This window comes from Neptuniibacter sp. PT8_73 (genome assembly GCF_047778045.1).
Lineage (GTDB): Bacteria > Pseudomonadota > Gammaproteobacteria > Pseudomonadales > Balneatricaceae > Neptuniibacter.
The window spans coordinates 257434-273078 of sequence record NZ_CP180545.1 but is presented as its reverse complement, the minus strand read 5'-3'; the positions used below and the strand labels follow the sequence as shown (position 1 = coordinate 273078).

Sequence of the window (15645 nt, the reverse complement as noted above, 5' to 3'; positions counted from 1 at the left end):
AGCTCACTACGCACCTAATCGTAATGAGCTAATCAACTCACAAACCTGCTTTTAAACTCTTTAGGTGTCTGCCCAGTGATTTTGGTAAATGTTTTTCTAAAAGCGCTTAAATCCTCGTAGCCGACATTCAATGCAACGTTTTCAAATGGCATTCGATTCATCTCGATCAACTCACAGGCCTTCTTAATACGTAAGTTTTGCAAATATTGAGAGGGCTTCAGCCCTGTCGCTTTAACAAACCGGCGTAAGAAAGTGCGTTCAGTCAGATGAGTTAACTGCGCCAAACGTTTGATCACAACCGTCTGATTATAATTGCGATGCAGTTCATGTTGCGCTTTAACGATCACCTCATCACCATGATCAAGACGGGGGGTAAACGTCTGATAAAAACGTTGCTCTCTAGGAGCCGTATCAACAATTAGGTATTTGCCTAACTGCCGCATAATCTGAGAATTCGTAAACTGCGCCACCAGCTCCAAGCCAAGATCGACCCAGCTCATTAAGCCACCGGCAGTAATAATATCGCTATCGTTAATCAACAACTTATGGCTATCGAGAACAACATCAGGGAAACGACTAGAAAAATCATCAGCCAAGGCCCAATGCGTCGTCGCTTTACGCCCTTCCAACAGACCTGTCTTAGCGAGTACGAATGCGCCGGCGCATACAGAACAGATGATAGCGCCCTGTTTATGCTGCCATGTCAGCCAACTCAGAAGGCTGCTCTCTGGCGCTAAGTAATAACTATCTTCTAAACAAGGCGGCAGAATAATCACCTGCAAAGGCTTCATCTGATCAAACTCTGCAGCATCTAACTTCTGGCTATCACATATCTGAGTTTTAAAAACAGACTCAAGACCATTTTGCTGACAGATCGAATTAGCTAAGTAGAACTGTTCTGCAATTCCTTGAACGGAGGACAATAGCGCCCCTGGATAATGAACAATCCCTATTTCGACTGTGGCTGTAGTCAGCGTTGACGTCTTTGTCATTTTCGACACCTTTTATGCCAGTTTCGCCTCCAGTATAGAAAGAAAAGCCAATGAATAATATGACTAACTATCTGGCTACCTATCTGCCGGTATCTAAATTGAGAGATGGAGAACAGACGATGAGCGAGCAACCAACGATCCGAGATTTAGCAGGCTTAAGCAATGAAGCAAGCCCGATCAGCCAATCTGCTTTGATTATTATTGATGCCCAAAACACCTATTGCGAAGGCGTGATGAAATTAGAAGGAGTCGAAGCTGCTCTAGAAGACTGTAAAACCTTACTGGAACGATTTAGAGCGGCTGGCCGTCCCATTTACCATATCCAACATGATGCTGGCGCAGGCACGCCGTACGATGTAAACAGCCAGATTGGACAGATTGCTGATATCGTTGCGCCTATCTCAGGCGAAGACGTTATCACCAAAAACTATCCAAGCTCTTTTGTAGAAACCGAGCTAGACAACCTCCTTAAAGGGAAGGGGATCGACAACCTGATCATTTGCGGGTTTATGTCGCACATGTGCGTTAATTCAACGGCAAGAGGTGCGTTTTCACTTGGCTACAACCCAACCGTTGTCGCTTCAGCAACCGCAACTCGAGCACTGCCATCGACAACCTCTAACGAGATCATCCCAGCAGAACAGATTCATGCAGCCGCTTTAGCCGCCCTATCCGATCTTCCTTCTGCGGTAGTACCATCCATCGCCGATGTACCTGATTAACACTCAATCATAAAAAAGGGAGATAGTTCGCAAACTATCTCCCTTATAGAAAAACGGTCGTTTTTCCGATACTGGATTGGGTAACCTTAATTAATTTTCTTTAGAACGATCTTGGGCCACTTGATCCAATAGTGAAAAATCCCAGTATTGCTCTACTTTTTGTTCTTCAGGTTTTTGAATAGTGCCAGCAAAGCCATAGAAATCGATATCAGCACCAAACGCAGATGTTCGACCACCATCACTTGGGAAAGTGTCCTCAGCGATCATCTCTTTCATATATCTAAGCACTTTTTCATCAGCAATTTTTGGTAATAGGCCATAGTTATTTCGCTGTTCCAGAATAAATACAGGCTCAGTATTCATTCGGCTCCATACATACAAAAGCTCTTCCACCAAGATCAAAAGCTCTTTCCTGTGGGCACGAATAAATGACTCATTTGCATAAAGCGCTTCATCTGTGGCATCAATTTGACCTACTGGCAAAGTTCTAAACGGCGAATTGGGCCTAGCAAGTAACTTGTTTTTACGTTCCGTATCAACAACCGTGGCATGCACCCTGCCATTCACCATGGCATTAGCGCGCACACCAGAGCCAGAAAGATAGACCATCTTTCGGTACTTGATACCATGCTTTTTGGCCATCATTTTAACCATCGCTTCCGTACCTGAACCTTTACCATGAGAATACATATCCTCACCATCCAGCTCTTCCCAGCTGTTAAAATAACGGGAATCTACTACGGGATGAAAACGAAGTTTATTTATCTGAAAGAACATACGTAATGGTACATCGGTTTGCTGAACCTTCTGGTAAGACACTCCCATACCGATATCTGCGCGATTATTCAAAATAGCGAGCAATGCCTTCTCTTCGGAAAGCATATAGTCAACTTTAATAGCCAAGCCTCTCTCTTTAGCTCGCTCAATTGCGATTAAAGTTGGCAGCATATCCGGACCTGGAAAGTCATTTAAAGCGACACGTATCAGTCCAGCATTAGCATTAACACTAGATATAAATACCATGCTTAACAATAAGCTTTTTAACACTCGAAACATGGCTTTCCTCAACATTTAAGCTAATGATTGCTTAATCATATTACATAAAAAGTCGATACATAAAACGCTTCAAAACGGTATTCTTAGCCTCTATATCACCATATCCTAATCAGGTTAGTCGAGAGGTTAGGTCATGAGCGCGGCGCTCAAACGCAAACTTTTACTCCCAATCCTTACGGGAGTTTCGCTTTTAATCTTAGAGTATTTGATAAAGCCCGTTGTTTTCCAGCGTAAAAAACTGGCGCAATGAAGCACTATAAATTCCAATGTCCTTTTAGGTAGATTTGGCCCAAACTTTAGGTACTCCTCTTTAACGAGACGGAAAGCCATGTCTGATAGCCAAAACAAAATTACTGTTTTTTATGACGGCTCCTGCCCTCGCTGCGTCCAAGATCGCAAAAACTACGAGAGCAAAGATCCTAACGCTTCAGAAATGATCGAATGGTTGGATATCACTAACAAAGAAAAAGAACTGCTTGAACTAGGCATAGACCCACATAAAGCTTTAACGGAACTACATATTCGAGACACTGATGGGACCATCTACTCAGAGTTGGATGCCTATCGAATCCTGATGCAAAGAGTGCCTAGCTATCGGCTCATTGGCTGGTTTATAAGCCTGCCACTAATCAGACCTCTAAGCAGCAAGTTGTACCATTGGCTGGTGACACGTCGTTTAAGGAAAGCTGGGCGCTTATAAAAATCCAACAACCTAACCCCATCTCTCCCTCCTTTTAGCATCAAATTGCTGCCCTATACTGTTTAACATGACCCTTAAACGTACTCGGTTCGAAGTTAGATAACTCGTCCTTGTTAAACGAAGCGTAAATTATGAATGATGCCCAACCTAATCCAGAAAGTTTGGACGCCCAATCCATTCTCAACACGGCGTTAGCTTTAGCACAACAGCAGGGAAGCTGGTACGACCTCAGTTTGGTCGATATCGCGGTGCATTGTGACACTTCAATCAGCAAGATTTATAAACACTTTGCCGATACCAATGCGATTGCCGATTTCTGGTTTTCACAGGCCCTAGAAACCATGCTCTCAGTAGATAGACATGTGATGACTAGCTTGTCCGCAGCAGCACGTTTGGATCATATTATTTGGAGCTGGTTTGAAGCACTCGCTCCCTATCATGCAGTTACCTCTCAGATGCTTAAAGCAAAGCTATATCCGCCGCATATTCATCACTGGGTCCCCATGATTTTTGACCTCTCACGCTTAGTCCAACTATGGCTTGATATGGCGGAGCTAAGTGCTGGCGGCCGACGCCGTCAGATTCAGGAAATTACACTTACAGGGATTTTTTTGGTGACGTTAAGCGCTTGGTGCCGAGATCAGAGTCCGCAACAAACCCAAGCACATAGCAAACTTTTAAGGATGCTGGAAAAAGCGGAGATATCCGGGCAATTCTAATGATTAGACGAGATAAGGTTTGATCAAGGAGGCAATATCTACCTGCGCGCGCAAACGTGCACAAAGTAGGTAAGTACCCGCGAACTTCCGATGTAAAAACAGTACATCTGTCGGCGGTAGATGCAGATAGCGCTGACGCACACGTAAGGAGATCGCCTGATTTGCTACCCGCTTAGAGAGATCTGAACTGCCAAAGTCGAAACACCCCTCTTGTCGCAGAGGCTCAGCAACCATACGAATCATCTCGCATAACCCCTGCAGATAAGCAGGATCCTCATCTTCCCTGAGATAGCCCAACGCTATGGCATAAGTTTCGATAGCAGGAAGATCATCATCCCGCGCAGCCCTCATCAATTGCCTTAAGAGTTCGGTAAACTCAGTCGGATAACGCCTAGTCGCTCCAAAATCCAACAAGCCGATACACTCCTTATCGGCTTGGTATCGATAATTCGCGAAATTGGCATCGGTCTGGACCAATTGCCATTCGAAGACTTCTTTTAACATCAGAGCCAACATCCGGGTGGCGATCTGATTACGCAGCTGACTCGATTCACTAGCCAGTGACTCTATAGATACACCCGGCACAAATGACATTGAGAGTACTTCTGCACTACTGCGTGAACTATCCACTGTAGGCAATGCGAAGTTAGAATCACTTCCGAGACAACGACCATATTCGGTGATACTGGCAGCTTCAGCGTTATAATCCGCTTCTTGATGCAGCTGCCGTTTCGCCTCATCTAAAAGCGGGGACAGGTCATACCCTTTTGGAACTAACCGTAACAGTTTGAACAAAGTAGAGACATTATTTACATCGCTATCGATGCTGTCACGCACCCCGGGATACTGAATTTTTATCGCTAGGTGCTGACCGTGCTTGGTTTTCGCCTCATGCACCTGACCTATAGAAGCCGCCGCAAGTGGCGTAAAACAGAAGCGATCGAACTGATCTTCCCAACCGCTTCCCCAAGCATGCTCCAACACATCAACCACTTGCCCTTGAGGCATGGTATAAGCGCTCTCACGCAGAGTCGCTAAAACATCGATAAGCTCAGGAGGCAGATAATCCCCTGCCTCCATGGATAACAATTGGCCAACCTTCATGGCGGCACCGCGCATCTCCGATAACTTATCTGTCAGCTGCCTCGCATTTTCAGGTGTTAGCAGCAGATCGATCGCTTTAACTCTCTTACCCGTTAGCAGTTGGCTCGCGCCTTCAGAGATCATCTCACCTGCGATTCCACCAGCAAGGCGACCCAACTTGAGTAAACGACTTGCGCGGCTCGATGGAATTGGTCTATCTCTAGCCACAGTGACTTTCCTCTAGGTTATTGCCAGTAAGGTTGGGCTCTGGGTTCAGTATAGGAAAGAGAAGGCTCCTCAAACCAAATGTACTTACAACTGGTAAATACCTAGCCTTTAACTAGAGTTAATACACAACATAGTTATCACAACGTTTGGGTTTAACCATGGTTAGCGTTAGCAGTTATTACTATGGAAATATTTTTGACACGGACGCAAACAACATTCTCAAAGAGCTCTCCCCGATAATAGAACCCAATATTCATTCATATATTGAGAAATTCTATTCCGTGTTACTTTCGGACCCTGCTTCTGCTCAATTTTTAGATAATCACCTCGTAGAGATTCGATTAAAAAAGCAGCTCGAGAAGTGGCTTAAAGAGACCCTGTCTCCTAAACGCGAAGACCAAGTACAAGACTCTTTAAGATCCCACTTAAAGGTAGGCGAGGTACACTCTAGGGTCGAAATACCCATGCCACTGGTTGATGCGGGTATGACCATAATAAAAGAAGGCATCATTCATACAGTTTTGGGTAGTAACTTAGCATTACAGAAAACCATTGATTCCGTCATTCTGATAAACAAAATTCTTGATGCCGCCATGAGCCTAATTAATGAGTCCTATTTAAGAGGGAAAGTGGCTCATGAGCGCACCTCACAAGAGTTTATAACGGCATCATCAGCACAGGAACTCGCCTTAGAAATTGAGCGAATTAAAAGCAGCATATATCAGTGGATGACTTCCAATCTAATCGCCTTTCCCAAAGAAAGTGAATCCTTTTCAGAATCCATAAAGCAAAAGGATTTTGGTTTGTGGATAAAACACAAACTCCCCCTGATCGTTTCAAGCTCTAAGAGACTTGAAACAATAAACGTTGCCCTAGACTCCTCTGACCAACATCGAGCAAGCCTGCACTCTCAAGGAAGTAATGCCAGTTCAGAAGATCTAAATGCACTAAAACAGATCCTACAAGAACTGATTTGGCATCTAACAGAGGAGGCCAACTGCAATTTAGCTAAAGAATCCAAACAAGATGCGCTCACAACTTTATTGGAGCGAAGGTTCCTTGACCCTATATTGCAGCAAGAAACTCAAATGGCGATTAATGGCGGCCCGCCCTACTCCATCATTATGATCGACCTAGATCACTTTAAACGTGTTAATGATCTATACGGTCATCAAGCTGGCGATGCTGTTTTAAGGCAATGTTGCCGATTAATTAAGGAAAACATCAGATTAACGGATTATGCGTTTCGATATGGCGGTGAAGAGATGCTAATCGTAGCGCCTGAGATGGATAAGCAGGAAACCATGAAGCTGGCTGAAAGAATGCGCAAAACTATCCACGATACCTCTATAGCGATTACCGATTCGAGAAGTATTAATGTGACCGCATCATTTGGAATCGCGAGCTTTTCTGGTCATCCTGATTATCAAAACCTGATTAATGAAGCGGACTCAAACCTATATGCCGCTAAGCAGGCAGGTAGAAACTGCATCAGAGGTTAGAAATACTAATCACAAGGGAAAGCACGTTGCAGCCCCCACAATAAAACATATTCAAGATCGGTTTCCTTCCAGAAAGGGCTATTTCTGGAGCCATCCATCATACGGTATTGCAGTTCCTTCTCGAAAATAGAGACAGCATGCTCTGGGCCCAAATCCACTTTTTCTGGCTGACAATACAAAGGAGCTTGGTTAAAGCCTTCAAGTTTAACATTCGCTGCCGTATAAACATTCAAGGAGGCAGCTAGGTAGATATCGGTTTTATCACTCTGTCTGTAGTTATCCGCTTTCTGCCAATCGGCTTTAGCTTGAAACGATGTAATTAGCGCAAGTCCCACAAGCAGCGTGGAGATCTATTTCATGCTTATCTTTTTATTGTCCCTTTTATTGTTAAGCCCATTTTTACCTGTAAAAAGTATCAGTTTACAAAGAGGGTGGCGACCTTAACGTTTTGAAAGCAAAGTGCTATTTCGAATATAAAGATCATTAAAAAGCAGAATCTGAAGATGAGAAAACCGTTCTCTCACTTACTTTTGATTTAAACTAATCTTAATGATCTGATCTCTAAAAACATGACGTACGAATCTTAATCATTCATCACCAGCCAATAACGTATTCAATGAGGCCATTTTGATGAGAGCGTTAAACTTATATAAACGACCTATTCTTGGTGTAGTTTTTACAGCTATAGCAGGGCTGTCTTTATCACTGTCCGTCTCAGCAACAACCAACCTAAATACAAAGGTTATAGCTAAAGGCATCAACTACCCTTGGGGCATGACATGGGTAAGTGATCATGAATTGCTGATCACAGAAAAAGAGGTTGGTGGTTGGATTGTCGATACAAACACAGGCAAGAAACAGAAAGTGACCGGCTGGCCTGAAAATATTAACCCGGATGGTCAGGGCGGGCTGTTAGACGTGCTCAGTGACCCTCTTTTTACAAGCAATCGAAAGCTCTATGTCAGTTTCAGTCATCAAGACAGATCGCAAGGATCGACCACTCGCGTAGCCTCTGCCGAACTGAGCCCAGACCTCGAATTAGTCAATTGGACAGTATTATTCACAGCCCTCCCTTACAGCGGCAAAGTCCATCACTATGGTTCACGTCTCGCCTTAGCAAATGACAACCTATATATCAGCGTGGGTGATAGAGGGCAGCGCTACCGCTCTCAGGATCTGTCTGATCACGCGGGGAAAATCCATCGCATCAACAAAGATGGCAGCACTCCAAAAGACAACCCATTTATAGGCATGACTGATAAATCAGGCAAGCCTATCCCAGAAAGCATTTACAGCTATGGCCACAGAAATCCACAGGGAATGTTTATCGATTCTCAAAGCAATATATGGATCCATGAACACGGCCCTAGGGGTGGAGACGAACTGAATTTAGTCCAAAAAGGAAAAAACTACGGCTGGCCGATCATTACTTACGGTAAGGAGTACTGGGGGCCATCGATTGGTGAAGGCACGCATAAAAAAGGGATACAGCAACCAGAATATTATTACGTTCCCTCCATCGCTCCGTCAGGTTTGATCCGTTATGAAGCAAACCTATTCAAAGAGTGGCAAGGCGATTTTCTAATCGGCGCATTAAAAGGCAGCCATCTTAATCGACTTACCAAGGCTTCTAGTTCTTCAGAAACGAATCAAAAATACGAAGAACATCGTTATTTGGAAGATTTGGATGTCCGAATCAGGGATATAGAAGTTGATAAACAAGGGGCTATTTATATTTTGACTGATGAGGGAAATGGGAAGTTGATTAGGGTGACGAAATAGAAAAGACGGGATTATTCGCTAGCGCTCACCCTTCGGGCCGTCGCTACGCTCCGTTGTCTCGCTTCGCTCGGCTCGAACCCATCGGGGGGTCTCACCCTCCAGATCGGTACATTAAATCAGCCGAAGTGCGAGGAGATAGATTACTGCGATAGAAAAAGTGGCGCGCCTGGAGGGATTCGAACCCCCGACCAACAGGATCGGAACCTGCTACTCTATCCAGCTGAGCTACAGGCGCACTCAAGAAGGTTTGCGGGCAGTATTCTACCCATGCCTATATGATTCGCCAAGTATTATTCGAAAGTAACGTCTGTCGGTTCAGGTCGATACAAGGTTTTGATTTCGGTTTCTAAATCACCTTGTAGGAGGACTTCCCACTCTTGGGTCTTTTCGGTGTAGGCAAGGAATGCGTTGCAGTTGCCACAACGGTAAATGCGTTGATTGGGGATAGCGCTCAGGAGATTAAAGCTTTCCATCTCTTCCGGCTTTGCGTCTGCTTGGATGCAAGCGCATGTTTCAGACATTCCATTGCTGGACATTTCAGATTCCCTAACCAAGAGTTTAGACCTTAGTATAAACAAGATTTCTTTAAATGCATGTTTTTAAGTTGATCTATCTCCTGTAGATGCCTGTTTTTCGCCCTTTTTATAGAGAATGATCAAAATATTTACTCAAATCGGGCCGATAAGTGCTTCCACTGCCAAAGCCCCATTTCAGTTGTGATTATTTATCGCTATAATCCGCAGCCGGTGAAACTTTGAGCAGTCGTGTCTGAATATCCGCCCCTGAGCACCTCTTGAGGCCGGGCATCCTGACAGGCCACGCTGCCCATATAACAATTTATGGTTGATTGAGAGGTCGTGACTGTGAAAAAAATCACTTCAGCTTTAGTTGCTTTAGGTCTAGGTGTTGCTCTTAGCGCATCTGTACAAGCTACTTCTAACGATGAAGCAGTAATTGAACGAATCAAGGCAGTTGGTTCTGTTTGTATCGAAGGCGATGACACTTGTGGTGGCGCGCCTGCGGCAGCACCTGCTGGTGGTGCAGCTCGTTCTGCTGAAGAAGTATACACAGCTAAATGTGCAGGTTGCCACGCAACTGGCGCCGCTGGTGCTCCAATGTACGGTTCTGCTGACTGGACTGACCGTGCAGGCAAAGGCATGGAAACTCTTCTAGCGAACGCTATCAACGGTATCAACGCAATGCCACCACGTGGTCTATGTGCTGACTGTTCTGATGAAGAGATCCAAGGTGCGATTCAGCACATGCTAGACAGCGCTAAGTAATCACTTAGTTCTGAGCATAAAGAAGGCCGCGATTGCGGCCTTTTTTGTGTCTGCAGTTTTTAGTCGAATAGATTCTTAAGGCTATTCAACGTGGCTTGACCACGTTTCTGGTTTTGCACTTGGCATTTCTCTCCTGCCCCTTCGATCTCAAGATCTTCCGGCGGCAGCTCATCCAAGAAACGACTCGGCATGCAGTCCATCACTTCGCCATATTGCTTACGCTGTTTAGCAAGAGTGATTGTTAGGCACTGCTTAGCGCGGGTGATCCCTACATAGGCAAGACGACGCTCTTCTTCGACATTATCGGTTTCGATACTGTTTCGATGCGGTAGTAACTCCTCTTCCATGCCCATTAGGTAGACATGAGGGAATTCCAAACCTTTGGAAGCATGCAAAGTCATCAACTGCACACGGTTTGAGTCGTCTTCTTCCTCTTGGCGATCCAGCATATCGATGAGCATCAAGCGGTTAATCGCTTCTTGGATACCGGCATCAGGATCTTCTTCTTGTAAGCGCTCCAATGTCGACTTTAAGGATTCGATCAGGAACCAGACGTTCTGCATCCGCTTTTCAGCCATCGCTTCGCTGGAGCTGTTTTGCACAATCCAGCCTTCGTAGTCGATATCACGGATCATCTCGTGAATAGCCGCAATCGGATCACCGCTGTGACATTGCCGATAGATATGCTGCATCCAAGTACAGAAACGGCGTAAACGCTCAACGGCATTCGCCGGCATCACCTGCTCTAAGCCCAATTCATCACAAGCACTAAACATGCTGATCTGACGCTCTAAAGAGTACTGCCCTAACTTCTGTAGTGTGCTCGGGCCGATCTCTCGACGCGGTAGATTAATGATTCGCAGGAAGGCGTTATCATCATCAGGATTGACCAAAACCTTGAGATAACTCATCAAGTCTTTGATCTCAGCACGGGAGAAGAAAGAGGTTCCGCCGTTCAACTTGTATGGGACTTGGTAGTGCTGAAGCTTCATCTCCAACAAGCGCGCCTGAAAGTTACCACGATACAAAATCGCCATATCTTTAAACTGCACATTTCTACGCAGGTGTAGATCGGTAATTTCCATCGCTATACGATCACACTCGGCATCTTCGTTACGAGTGTGGATAACTTTGATTGGGTCACCCATCCCCATCTCACTCCACAAGGTCTTCTCGTAGACGTGAGGGTTGTTGGCGATCAACGTGTTAGCTGCTTTTAGGATCAAACTGGTGGAGCGATAGTTCTGCTCCAATTTAACCACTTTAAGGCTTGGATAATCGTGCTCTAACTGGTTAAGGTTTTCTGGGCGCGCGCCACGCCAAGCGTAGATCGACTGGTCATCGTCTCCTACCACCGTTAAAGCGCCCCTATGGCCGACCAATTGTCTTACCAAGCGATATTGGGACAAGTTAGTGTCTTGATACTCATCCACCAGAAGGTAGCGAAGACGGTTCTGCCAACGTTCCAACACATCAGGTTGAGAAGCAAACAGGCGTACTGGTATCAGGATCAGATCATCAAAATCTACAGCGTTATAAGCACGTAGGTGCTGTTCGTAACTTTCGTAAGCACGCGCTGCCAAAATATCTTGTGGAAGTTGAGCTTGAGCGAGTGCTTCATCGGGCGTGAGCATCTCGTTCTTCCAATTGGATATACAGTTTTGCACCATATCCACTTGATCGCTTTCTTCATTGTTTTGCAGCATCAGGTCTTTCAGCAATGCTTTAGTGTCCTGATCATCAAAAATAGAGAAGCCCGGCTTAAACCCCAGCGCTTTATATTCACGTTTAATGATGGTCAAACCAAGGTTATGAAAGGTCGCGACCGTCAGGCCTTTGGCATCCCCGCCTTGAAGCAGAGACATCACACGCTCTTTCATCTCTCGTGAAGCTTTATTGGTAAATGTCACCGCTGCAATATTGCGCGCAGCAATACCACACTGATTAATCAGGTAAGCAATCTTCCGAGTAATTACACTGGTTTTACCCGAACCGGCACCTGCAAGCACCAATAATGGGCCGCCTATGTATTCCACTGCTTCTTTCTGACGTGGATTTAATCGTGACATTTTTTAAAAAACCTTCAAAAAAACTAAAGCTTCGCTCAAACAAGCCGATACAGTGCTTTTATGACGCCGTGAAATCCGGTTAGAAAACACAGTTAAGCTATTGAAATACATGAATTAAAACAGTTGTTTAAATCTGTATTCCAGAATGTTAATCTGCCATTAAGCTGATAGGTAATTATGACACGAATCGCTTTTTAGGGAGATACCCAGTAGCAAGATTTGTGTCGTGTAGTAGATCTAAGTTGGGGAAGTAAGTGATGCGCTCAGCGCTGAGACAGTTACCCGGTCAACATAAAAAGGTTTTACTGGTCGATAAATACCAGCAAAACCGCATGCAAATCCAATCGATACTGGAGCGTTTTCCATTGTATCAGTTGTTGTATTGCGAAGATCAGGTCGAAGCCTTAGCACGCGCACATCTTTCTGATATCGATTTTATCCTTCTCAGCGAAAACGTCAGCCCTCTACCTTGCAGCGCAATCATCGCCGACATCTACAGCTCTGTTCCACACATCCCGATTATTGTGTTAAACCAATACATCAGCGAGGAACAAGGTTTGGCTCTGATTGAAGCCAAAGCCACTGATTTTTTATCAACGAATACCCTAAATGCTGACCTATTGCTGCGTACATTGCGCCATGCTGAGCAATCCGCCAAGCAGAATGCAGAGATCCAGCAACTACGCCACTCTGACACCTTAACTACAGCAGGCAACCGTCAGTTTTTTTATCAATCACTGCTACGAAAATTAAATTATTTAGCTGAGAAAAAGCATCACCTTGCGCTTATTACCATCGATCTAGACGATTTCCGTAAATTCAATACTCACTACGGTTTTACTACGGGAGATCAGGTAGTAGCCGAGATGGGTAAGCGCATTCAGGGCAGTCTAAATAATGACGAGCTCTTTGCCCGTTTAGGCAGTGATGAGTTCGCTATCATTATCGATATTTCCACTAACATCGATCTGAAAGCAGCAGTTCGTGAATACCTGAACAAGCTGATCGTTTCCCTGCAACAACCTTATCAGCATGATCAAATTGAAACACAGCTAAACTGCAGTATTGGTGTTGCCCTAGCTCCAGATAATGCCAACGATGTTGACCTACTTAATCAGCGCGCGAGTCGTGCTCGCCTAAATGCGAAACAGATTCATGGCTGTAGTTATGCTTGCTACCGTCCAAGTATGGATGTAGATACAAATAATCCGAATGACTTGGAAGCGGAGCTTATGCCAGCGCTTCGCTCTAAACAATTCGAGCTGTTTTTCCAGCCTAGAATTGATCTTCGCTCAGGCAAAATATCCGGAGCCGAAGCACTGATACGTTGGCAACATCCTAAACGTGGCTTAATCATGCCTGCAGACTTCATTCCTCAGTGCGAAAGCAACGGTATGATTGTCGCGATTGGTTACTGGATTCTTTACCAAGCGGGCCAGCACCTTCAAGAACTCAAAAGCGCTGGGCTAACCATCGACAAACTCGGTATTAACCTATCCTTCCGCCAGTTTAAAGACGATATGCTGGTCGATATGATTAAGCGTATTATCGAGCAGGAACAGATCGATACATCCGTACTGGAATTTGAACTTACTGAGTCTGCAATCTTTAGTGATGAAGAACATGTACGCGCTTGTCTGAATACCCTATCTGAAGAGGGAATAACCTTCTCCCTAGATGATTTTGGCACTGGCTATTCGTCGTTCTCTTTGCTGCACAAACTGCCGATTAGCGCACTTAAAATTGACCGCTCCTTTGTCAGTCAGGTTCAGGATTCCAGTGAAGCCGCTGAGATTGTCCGCTCGATCATCAGCCTTACACAAAATATGAACATCAAGGTCATTGCTGAAGGGGTAGAAACCCGCGAGCAGCTAGACTTCCTCATCCAGCACGATTGCGATGAGATACAAGGCTATTATTACAGTCCGCCGATTAGCTTTAGCGACTTCAAACAGATGCTGTTACAACGCCAGTAATTCAGCCAATCAATTCAAACTACTTCTAGCCGCGACCCTATAACTTAACGCTTCCATTAGATGTGAACGCTCGACCTTCTCGGAGTCAGCTAAATCCGCAATAGTTCTCGCCACCCTTAAGACACGATGATAAGCCCTCGCCGACAACTGCAACTTCTCTAATGCTTTAGCGAGCATCTCTTTGTCTTTTTGCTCTATCTGGCAGAGCGTTTCTAACTGCGGCCCGGTTAATGCCTGATTAGGTACACCTTGGCGACTGAGTTGAACTTGGCGAGATTTCACGACTCTTTCACGCACAGACTGGCTGGACTCTTGGGCTTGGGGGATTTCAATCATCTCCTGCTGTGACAGCGCCTGAACGCTCAACTGCAGATCAATACGATCTAACAACGGCCCAGACACCTTGCCTTGATAACGCCTTATCTGATCAGGACTACAGCGACAACGATCTGTACCATCGGCATAATAGCCACAAGGGCATGGGTTCATAGCTGTTACTAGCTGAAATTGGGCAGGGAACGTCGATTGCCGTGCAGCCCTCGATATTAAAATCTCACCCGATTCCAACGGCTCACGCAGCACTTCCAATACTTTGCGGCTAAATTCAGGCAACTCATCCAAGAAAAGAATACCTTGATGCGCTAATGAGATTTCACCCGGTTTCGGGTTTCCACCACCACCGACCAACGCTACAGACGAAGCTGTATGATGCGGCGCGCGGAAAGGGCGTTTTCGGGGCAAACGTGTATCACTACTACTTTGAGTGATAGAGTAAACCGCAGCCACCTCCAGCGCTTCCTGCTCAGTCATCTGCGGTAACAAACCCGGCAAACGATTAGCCAACATACTCTTGCCACTGCCTGGCGGCCCTACAAGCAAAATATTATGACCGCCCGCGGCTGCCACCTCTAAAGCGCGCTTTGCTTGCGCCTGCCCTTTGACATCGCCCAGATCAGGCCCAGAACCATCTGAGGTAAAAGGTTGGACTTGTGCCTGCGCAACTGGAATTAGCTCAGAGCCTTGTAGATGCGCACAGACTTGCAGGAGATGACCTGAGGGTAATACAGATAAATCCGAGGCCATCAACGCTTCATTTTGGTTCATCTCGGGTAGCAACAAATGGCGCTGCTCGGAGCGGCACGCAAGCGCAACCGGTAAAACCCCAGTCACGGGCCGTAACTCACCCGAGAGGGCCAATTCGCCAATCAGTTCGACATCAGCTAATGATTTGGCTGGCAATTGATTGGTAGCCGCCAAGATACCTACAGCAATAGCTAAATCGTAACGCCCACCCTCTTTTGGCAGGTCCGCAGGAGCTAAATTGACCGTAATTCGACGTTGAGGAAATTCAAAACCTGAATTAATCAGAGCACTGCGCACCCGTTCACGGCTTTCTTTTACCGCTGCCTCAGGCAACCCAACTATTGAAAAACTCGGAAGGCCACCAGACAGGTGGACCTCGACAGTAACCGCAGGCGCATCAATTCCGACCTGCGCGCGCGTATACGCTATCGCTAAAGACATAAGCTTCCA

Annotated in this window: 14 protein-coding genes, 1 tRNA gene and 1 other RNA gene; 7 read left to right on the top strand and 9 right to left on the bottom strand. The window is 45.6% G+C overall.

Going from position 1 to position 15645, the window contains the following annotated elements; genetic code table 11:
* Positions 1-32: 32 nt before the first annotated feature.
* Positions 33-992, bottom strand: coding sequence for a GlxA family transcriptional regulator (locus ACMXYN_RS01185; protein WP_415893122.1), 960 nt, complete (start codon positions 990-992; stop codon positions 33-35).
* Between the two features lie 50 nt (positions 993-1042).
* Here ACMXYN_RS01185 and ACMXYN_RS01180 point away from each other — a divergent pair, with 50 nt between their 5' ends.
* Positions 1043-1714, top strand: coding sequence for a cysteine hydrolase family protein (locus tag ACMXYN_RS01180; protein WP_415893121.1), 672 nt, complete (start codon positions 1043-1045; stop codon positions 1712-1714).
* Between the two features lie 90 nt (positions 1715-1804).
* Here the strand turns inward: ACMXYN_RS01180 and ACMXYN_RS01175 are convergent, their stop codons facing one another.
* On the bottom strand, positions 1805-2770 hold the full coding sequence (locus ACMXYN_RS01175; RefSeq protein WP_415893120.1) for an ABC transporter substrate-binding protein: 966 nt from the start codon (positions 2768-2770) through the stop codon (positions 1805-1807).
* Between the two features lie 328 nt (positions 2771-3098).
* On the opposite strand from ACMXYN_RS01175, the gene ACMXYN_RS01170 reads away from it, so the two are divergent.
* Complete coding sequence (locus ACMXYN_RS01170) at positions 3099-3470, top strand: thiol-disulfide oxidoreductase DCC family protein (RefSeq protein ID WP_415893119.1); 372 nt, start codon at positions 3099-3101, stop codon at positions 3468-3470.
* A gap of 131 nt (positions 3471-3601) precedes the next feature.
* The gene (locus tag ACMXYN_RS01165; RefSeq protein WP_415893118.1) at positions 3602-4189 is read left to right on the top strand and encodes a TetR/AcrR family transcriptional regulator; all 588 of its coding nucleotides are present in this window, start codon (positions 3602-3604) and stop codon (positions 4187-4189) included.
* A gap of 3 nt (positions 4190-4192) precedes the next feature.
* Here the strand turns inward: ACMXYN_RS01165 and ACMXYN_RS01160 are convergent, their stop codons facing one another.
* Complete coding sequence (locus tag ACMXYN_RS01160; protein WP_415893117.1) at positions 4193-5500, bottom strand: ABC1 kinase family protein; 1308 nt, start codon at positions 5498-5500, stop codon at positions 4193-4195.
* A gap of 158 nt (positions 5501-5658) precedes the next feature.
* On the opposite strand from ACMXYN_RS01160, the gene ACMXYN_RS01155 reads away from it, so the two are divergent.
* On the top strand, positions 5659-7002 hold the full coding sequence (locus ACMXYN_RS01155) for a GGDEF domain-containing protein (RefSeq protein ID WP_415893116.1): 1344 nt from the start codon (positions 5659-5661) through the stop codon (positions 7000-7002).
* Between the two features lie 5 nt (positions 7003-7007).
* On the opposite strand, the gene ACMXYN_RS01150 is transcribed toward ACMXYN_RS01155, so the two are convergent.
* Complete coding sequence (locus ACMXYN_RS01150; RefSeq protein ID WP_415893115.1) at positions 7008-7337, bottom strand: hypothetical protein; 330 nt, start codon at positions 7335-7337, stop codon at positions 7008-7010.
* Positions 7338-7632: 295 nt separating this feature from the next.
* Between ACMXYN_RS01150 and ACMXYN_RS01145 the strand changes: the two genes are divergently transcribed.
* The gene (locus ACMXYN_RS01145) at positions 7633-8784 is read left to right on the top strand and encodes a PQQ-dependent sugar dehydrogenase (RefSeq protein ID WP_415893114.1); all 1152 of its coding nucleotides are present in this window, start codon (positions 7633-7635) and stop codon (positions 8782-8784) included.
* Here ACMXYN_RS01145 and ACMXYN_RS01140 read toward each other — a convergent pair.
* From ACMXYN_RS01140 to ACMXYN_RS01130, 3 genes are all read right to left on the bottom strand, one after another.
* A non-coding RNA gene (locus ACMXYN_RS01140) (RtT sRNA) lies at positions 8779-8899 on the bottom strand. The two genes, ACMXYN_RS01145 and ACMXYN_RS01140, sit on opposite strands and share 6 nt — an antisense overlap.
* A 43-nt stretch (positions 8900-8942) precedes the next feature.
* Positions 8943-9019, bottom strand: a tRNA-Arg gene (locus ACMXYN_RS01135).
* Positions 9020-9074: 55 nt separating this feature from the next.
* The gene (locus ACMXYN_RS01130) at positions 9075-9320 is read right to left on the bottom strand and encodes a hypothetical protein (protein WP_415893113.1); all 246 of its coding nucleotides are present in this window, start codon (positions 9318-9320) and stop codon (positions 9075-9077) included.
* A 327-nt stretch (positions 9321-9647) separates the two neighbouring features.
* Here ACMXYN_RS01130 and ACMXYN_RS01125 point away from each other — a divergent pair, with 327 nt between their 5' ends.
* Positions 9648-10067, top strand: coding sequence for a c-type cytochrome (locus ACMXYN_RS01125; protein ID WP_415883153.1), 420 nt, complete (start codon positions 9648-9650; stop codon positions 10065-10067).
* A gap of 59 nt (positions 10068-10126) precedes the next feature.
* On the opposite strand, the gene rep is transcribed toward ACMXYN_RS01125, so the two are convergent.
* On the bottom strand, positions 10127-12136 hold the full coding sequence (gene rep, locus ACMXYN_RS01120) for a DNA helicase Rep (RefSeq protein WP_415893112.1): 2010 nt from the start codon (positions 12134-12136) through the stop codon (positions 10127-10129).
* 257 nt (positions 12137-12393) lie between these two features.
* Here rep and ACMXYN_RS01115 point away from each other — a divergent pair, with 257 nt between their 5' ends.
* The gene (locus tag ACMXYN_RS01115; RefSeq protein WP_415893111.1) at positions 12394-14112 is read left to right on the top strand and encodes an EAL domain-containing protein; all 1719 of its coding nucleotides are present in this window, start codon (positions 12394-12396) and stop codon (positions 14110-14112) included.
* Between the two features lie 9 nt (positions 14113-14121).
* On the opposite strand, the gene ACMXYN_RS01110 is transcribed toward ACMXYN_RS01115, so the two are convergent.
* Positions 14122-15636, bottom strand: a complete 1515-nt coding sequence (locus ACMXYN_RS01110; protein ID WP_415893110.1) for a YifB family Mg chelatase-like AAA ATPase — start codon at positions 15634-15636, stop codon at positions 14122-14124.
* Between the last annotated feature and the right edge of the window lie 9 nt (positions 15637-15645).

Excerpts from the sequence above, each read along its gene's own strand:
- ACMXYN_RS01115 (WP_415893111.1), top strand. The coding sequence starts at position 12,394 with ATGCGCTCAGCGCTGAGACAGTTACCCGGTCAACATAAAAAGGTTTTA.
- ACMXYN_RS01155 (WP_415893116.1), top strand. The coding sequence starts at position 5,659 with ATGGTTAGCGTTAGCAGTTATTACTATGGAAATATTTTTGACACGGAC.
- ACMXYN_RS01145 (WP_415893114.1), top strand. The coding sequence starts at position 7,633 with ATGAGAGCGTTAAACTTATATAAACGACCTATTCTTGGTGTAGTTTTT.
- rep (WP_415893112.1), bottom strand. The coding sequence starts at position 12,136 with ATGTCACGATTAAATCCACGTCAGAAAGAAGCAGTGGAATACATAGGC.
- ACMXYN_RS01170 (WP_415893119.1), top strand. The coding sequence starts at position 3,099 with ATGTCTGATAGCCAAAACAAAATTACTGTTTTTTATGACGGCTCCTGC.
- ACMXYN_RS01110 (WP_415893110.1), bottom strand. The coding sequence starts at position 15,636 with ATGTCTTTAGCGATAGCGTATACGCGCGCGCAGGTCGGAATTGATGCG.
- ACMXYN_RS01130 (WP_415893113.1), bottom strand. The coding sequence starts at position 9,320 with ATGTCCAGCAATGGAATGTCTGAAACATGCGCTTGCATCCAAGCAGAC.
- ACMXYN_RS01175 (WP_415893120.1), bottom strand. The coding sequence starts at position 2,770 with ATGTTTCGAGTGTTAAAAAGCTTATTGTTAAGCATGGTATTTATATCT.
- ACMXYN_RS01165 (WP_415893118.1), top strand. The coding sequence starts at position 3,602 with ATGAATGATGCCCAACCTAATCCAGAAAGTTTGGACGCCCAATCCATT.
- ACMXYN_RS01185 (WP_415893122.1), bottom strand. The coding sequence starts at position 992 with ATGACAAAGACGTCAACGCTGACTACAGCCACAGTCGAAATAGGGATT.
- ACMXYN_RS01180 (WP_415893121.1), top strand. The coding sequence starts at position 1,043 with ATGAATAATATGACTAACTATCTGGCTACCTATCTGCCGGTATCTAAA.